We start from the raw sequence: 3903 nt of genomic DNA, 5'->3' as shown, positions 1-3903 counted from the left end.
TTATATGCACAGGTGCATGAGGTGCGGAAAGGCACTTGAAAAAATAGGCGAGATAGAGAGGGGCTGCCCGTGCGGCTCAAAAGTTTTTCTTTACACAAGGAAAAAAGAGGAAAGCGGTGGCGAAAATCACTTGCCTGAACAGGCTTTCGGGCAGCAAGCAGTTGAAAGCAGCGCGGATGTGCTGACGCAGAGGGACATGGACGTCCTTGAGGCAAGCCTGCCAAAACAGGCCCTTGAAAGCATGGGAAAGATAGAAAAACAAATCAGCGTGCAGATGGAGGAAAACAGGCTGAAAAACCCCGTCATGCTTGAGCTTGAAAACATACAGATGCTTGAAAAGGGCGTTTTCAACATTGACTTGAAATCCCTTCTCAACGACCCTGTTGTGCTCAAGGACACAAACGGAGTTTATTACATAAGGCTTGGGTGATAAAGCCAGCCCAATTTTCCAAATTTATTTTTCAAAGTTCAGATGTCAAGGAGGACCTGAAGCCTCCATGCGCCCCTTGATTTGTGCTGCACTTCAAGGTTCCCAAACGTGACTGCCTTGATGTGGTCGCGCGGCGTGCCTTTTCCAAGAAACAAAGTTCCGCGCAGGGCCAGGCTCTTTTCATCGAACTGGGAAACCTTGAAATCATATGGGACTAGCTCGTGCGCATCAATGGCGGAGACTATTTTTGAGAGAACAAACACGACAAGCTCGTCGCGCGATTTTGCGCCAGTTTCCAATATTTCTATTTCCTCCCCGGGCTTTTGCGCCTTTCCAACAACGTCAAAAATTGCCTGCGCGGCTGATTCAAGGGCGCCGGAAAATGAAGTTCCAAAAGCCTCGAACATTATATCCGCAGTATGGGGAAGAAAGAGAAAATCGTGTTTTTTTGGCATTGGCACACACTTGCATTATTGGGCTTCCCAGATTTTTCAAAACAGCTAAATTTGATTGAATGCCTAGAGGGGATATAGTGGAAACTTGCTTGTAAGTGCCACTACCTCTTGCCTGACTTTTTCCTTGACCGATGCGTCGGTGTGGTTTGAAATGACTTTTGCAATCAGCCGCCCAACCTCTTTCATCTCAGACTCCTTCATGCCCCGCGTCGTTATTGCCGGAGTCCCAAGCCTGATGCCGGACGGGTCAAACGGCGAGCGGGTGTCATATGGCACCTGGTTTTTGTTGCATGTGATTAGCGCCTCGTCCAAGGCCGCTTCGGCATCCTTGCCCGGAATTCCCTTTGAGGAAAAAACGTCAACCAGGACAAGGTGGTTGTCAGTCCCGCCTGTTATCACCTTGAGGCCCTGCGCCATGAGTTCATCTGCAAGCGCCTTGGCGTTTTTTACAATCTGGGCGGCATAATGGGCAAATTCCGGAGTCATTGCCTCTTTGAATGCAACTGCGTTTGCGGCAGTGGTGTGGTTGTGCGGCCCGCCTTGCATGCCAGGGAAAACTGCCTTGTCAACCTGGACCGCGTATTTCTCCTTGCACATAATCATTGCCCCGCGCACTCCGCGAAGCGTCTTGTGCGTTGTGGTAGTCACTATGTCAGTGAAAGGGAATGGCGATGGGTGCACCTTGCCAATCACAAGGCCCGAGATGTGCGATATGTCGGCCATTGAGACTGCGCCTGCTTCAGAAGCTATCTCTGCAAAGGCCTTGAAGTCTACGGTGCGAGGGTATGCAGTAAAGCCTGAAACAATAAGCTTTGGCTTTTCGGCAAGTGCCTGCTTTTTTATTTTGTCATAGTCAAGCAGATGCGTCTTTTCGTCAACAAGATAGTGGACAATGTTGTATGCCTTGCCTGAAAAATTAACCTTGTGGCCGTGGGTCAGGTGCCCCCCATGGGCAAGGGACAGGCCCATGACCTTGTCGCCAAAGTTCAGCACCGAGGAGTATGCCTCAAGGTTTGCAGGCGAGCCGGAATAGGGCTGGACATTGACGTGTTCAGCCCCAAAAAGCTGCTTTGCCCGCTCAATTGCAATTGTCTCGACAACATCTATGTATTTGTTGCCCCCATAATATCTCTTTCCCGCATAACCTTCCGAGTACTTGTTAGTAAGTGTTGAGCCAAGCGCCTCCATGACAGCCGGACTTACGTAATTTTCAGACGGGATTAGCTCCAGCCCGTCGTTTTGCCTGGTTGTTTCGTTCCTGATTGCCTGGAATATTTCGGAATCGAAGCTTTCAAGGCTGCCTGAAAGAAAACCCATTTGAACACCCCAAAGAAATTTTCAGGCATGAAGCGATTACTCCAGCAAGGACAGTAGGACTAGGAATTAAGCTTCAACCCACGAAACGACTTTATGGGAATTGATAAGTTTAAATAAGTATTGAGGTCAAGTCATATTGCGATAATGCAAATGGATAATGGAAATCAGGGCACATAACAAAGTTGCGTAAGGCAGGCGCGGTTTTTATGGCGTGCAGGATACTTGGGGGTATTGAGCCATCAAATGCCATCAAAGCCAGCGTTGCCGCAAAAGTGGCTGCAATGGCGCAAAAGCCTCACTTGGCAGTCATTCAGGTCGGGGCTGTTGAGGCATCATCCATCTACATTGCAAGAAAACAGGAGGCGTGTGCCAGGGTTGGAATCAAATCCACACTCGAGCGGATGCCTGAGAACACGACAACACAGCAACTATTGAAGGCAATTGAAAGGCTGAACCTTGACAAAGGCGTGACTGGCATACTGGTGCAGTTGCCGCTTCCAAAGCAAATAGACGAGGACTGCATAATCAACTCAATTGACCCAAAAAAGGACGTTGACGGATTCCATCCGCTAAATGCAGGGGGGTTTTACCTTGGCAGGGGCGGCTATTTGCGGCCTGCGACCCCAAGCGGCGTGATGAAGCTTCTTGCGCACTATGGGATAGACGTGGAGGGGAAAAACGCAGTAGTTGTCGGCAGAAGCAACATTGTCGGAAAGCCGCTTACCCTGATGCTTCTTGAAAAGCATGCAACAGTCACAATAGTGCACAGCAGGTCAAAAGGAATTGAAAAAATAACAAAAAAAGCCGACATTGTTGCAGTCGCAATCGGCAAGCCCGGGTTTTTGAAGGCGGGCATGGTGAAAAAGGGCGCAGTCATAGTGGACATAGGGATTACTAGAGTCGAAGGCAAGGTGCACGGGGACGCTGACTTTGAAGGCCTAAAAGAGGTTGTTTCTGCCATCACACCGGTCCCGGGTGGCATAGGGCCAATGACAATAGCTTGCCTTCTTGAAAACGTGCTTGCAGCGCACGGGCTGCAAAACCCGGACATGTGAAGGCGGGCATGACTCTGAGAAATTTTTGGTGTGGCAATGGGTTATGCGTCTGCGCTCAAATCACTTTTGTCCCTCAAAAAGCATGGCTACAAATTCGGGCTAAAGCGCATGAGGGCGCTTTGCAGGCTTCTTGGGAACCCGCAGGAAAAGTACAGGGTAGTCCATGTAGCAGGAACAAACGGCAAGGGCTCGACAACGGTGTTTTGCGCAAACATGCTCCAGTGCGCAGGCTTTAAAGTTGGATGCTTCACTTCTCCGTTCCTGGATTATTTTGAGGAGCAGATAAAAGTCAACGGAAAGGCAATTACAAAACCCGAGCTTGCACAGTGCATTTACAAAGTGCTGCCGCTTGCAAAGAAACTAAAATGCAGCTTTTTTGAGGCACACACGGCATGCGCACTTCTTTATTTTGCATCAAGGAAAATTGACGCTGCTGTTGTAGAAGTCGGGCTTGGCGGCAGGCTTGACGCAACCAACGTAGTGAAGGCCGATGTTGCCGTTATCACGCAGATAGGGCTTGAGCACACGGATTTGCTCGGGGACACTCTAGGCAAGATTGCAAGGGAAAAGGCGGGGATAATAAAAAACGGCTCGCTTGTGATTACTGGGGTGAAGAATGCCCAGGCGCTTGCTCAGATTAAAAAGG

Annotated in this window: 5 protein-coding genes; 3 read left to right on the top strand and 2 right to left on the bottom strand. The window is 49.5% G+C overall.

What is annotated here, in order from left to right:
- Nucleotides 1-430, top strand: a 430-nt coding sequence (locus tag FJZ26_04735) for a hypothetical protein (GenBank protein MBM3229711.1), incomplete at its 5' end; no start/stop codon positions are given.
- Nucleotides 431-468: 38 nt separating this feature from the next.
- On the opposite strand, the gene FJZ26_04730 is transcribed toward FJZ26_04735, so the two are convergent.
- Nucleotides 469-885, bottom strand: a complete 417-nt coding sequence (locus tag FJZ26_04730) for an archease (GenBank protein ID MBM3229710.1) — start codon at nt 883-885, stop codon at nt 469-471.
- 63 nt (nt 886-948) lie between these two features.
- Nucleotides 949-2202, bottom strand: a complete 1254-nt coding sequence (locus FJZ26_04725; GenBank protein ID MBM3229709.1) for a serine hydroxymethyltransferase — start codon at nt 2200-2202, stop codon at nt 949-951.
- Nucleotides 2203-2408: 206 nt separating this feature from the next.
- On the opposite strand from FJZ26_04725, the gene FJZ26_04720 reads away from it, so the two are divergent.
- Both FJZ26_04720 and FJZ26_04715 read left to right on the top strand, forming a co-directional pair.
- Nucleotides 2409-3257 (top strand): bifunctional 5,10-methylenetetrahydrofolate dehydrogenase/5,10-methenyltetrahydrofolate cyclohydrolase, encoded by an 849-nt coding sequence (locus FJZ26_04720; protein ID MBM3229708.1) that lies wholly within the window; start codon nt 2409-2411, stop codon nt 3255-3257.
- A 36-nt stretch (nt 3258-3293) separates the two neighbouring features.
- Nucleotides 3294-3903, top strand: a 610-nt coding sequence (locus tag FJZ26_04715) for a bifunctional folylpolyglutamate synthase/dihydrofolate synthase (GenBank protein MBM3229707.1), incomplete at its 3' end; no start/stop codon positions are given.

This window comes from Candidatus Parvarchaeota archaeon (genome assembly GCA_016866895.1).
GTDB lineage: Archaea > Micrarchaeota > Micrarchaeia > Anstonellales > VGKX01 > VGKX01.
Note: the sequence above shows the minus strand (reverse complement) of the source record. Positions and strands in the feature narration are given on the sequence as shown.

Coding starts and splice junctions, on each gene's coding strand:
- FJZ26_04730 (MBM3229710.1), bottom strand. CDS start 885: ATGCCAAAAAAACACGATTTTCTCTTTCTTCCCCATACTGCGGATATA.
- FJZ26_04725 (MBM3229709.1), bottom strand. CDS start 2,202: ATGGGTTTTCTTTCAGGCAGCCTTGAAAGCTTCGATTCCGAAATATTC.
- FJZ26_04720 (MBM3229708.1), top strand. CDS start 2,409: ATGGCGTGCAGGATACTTGGGGGTATTGAGCCATCAAATGCCATCAAA.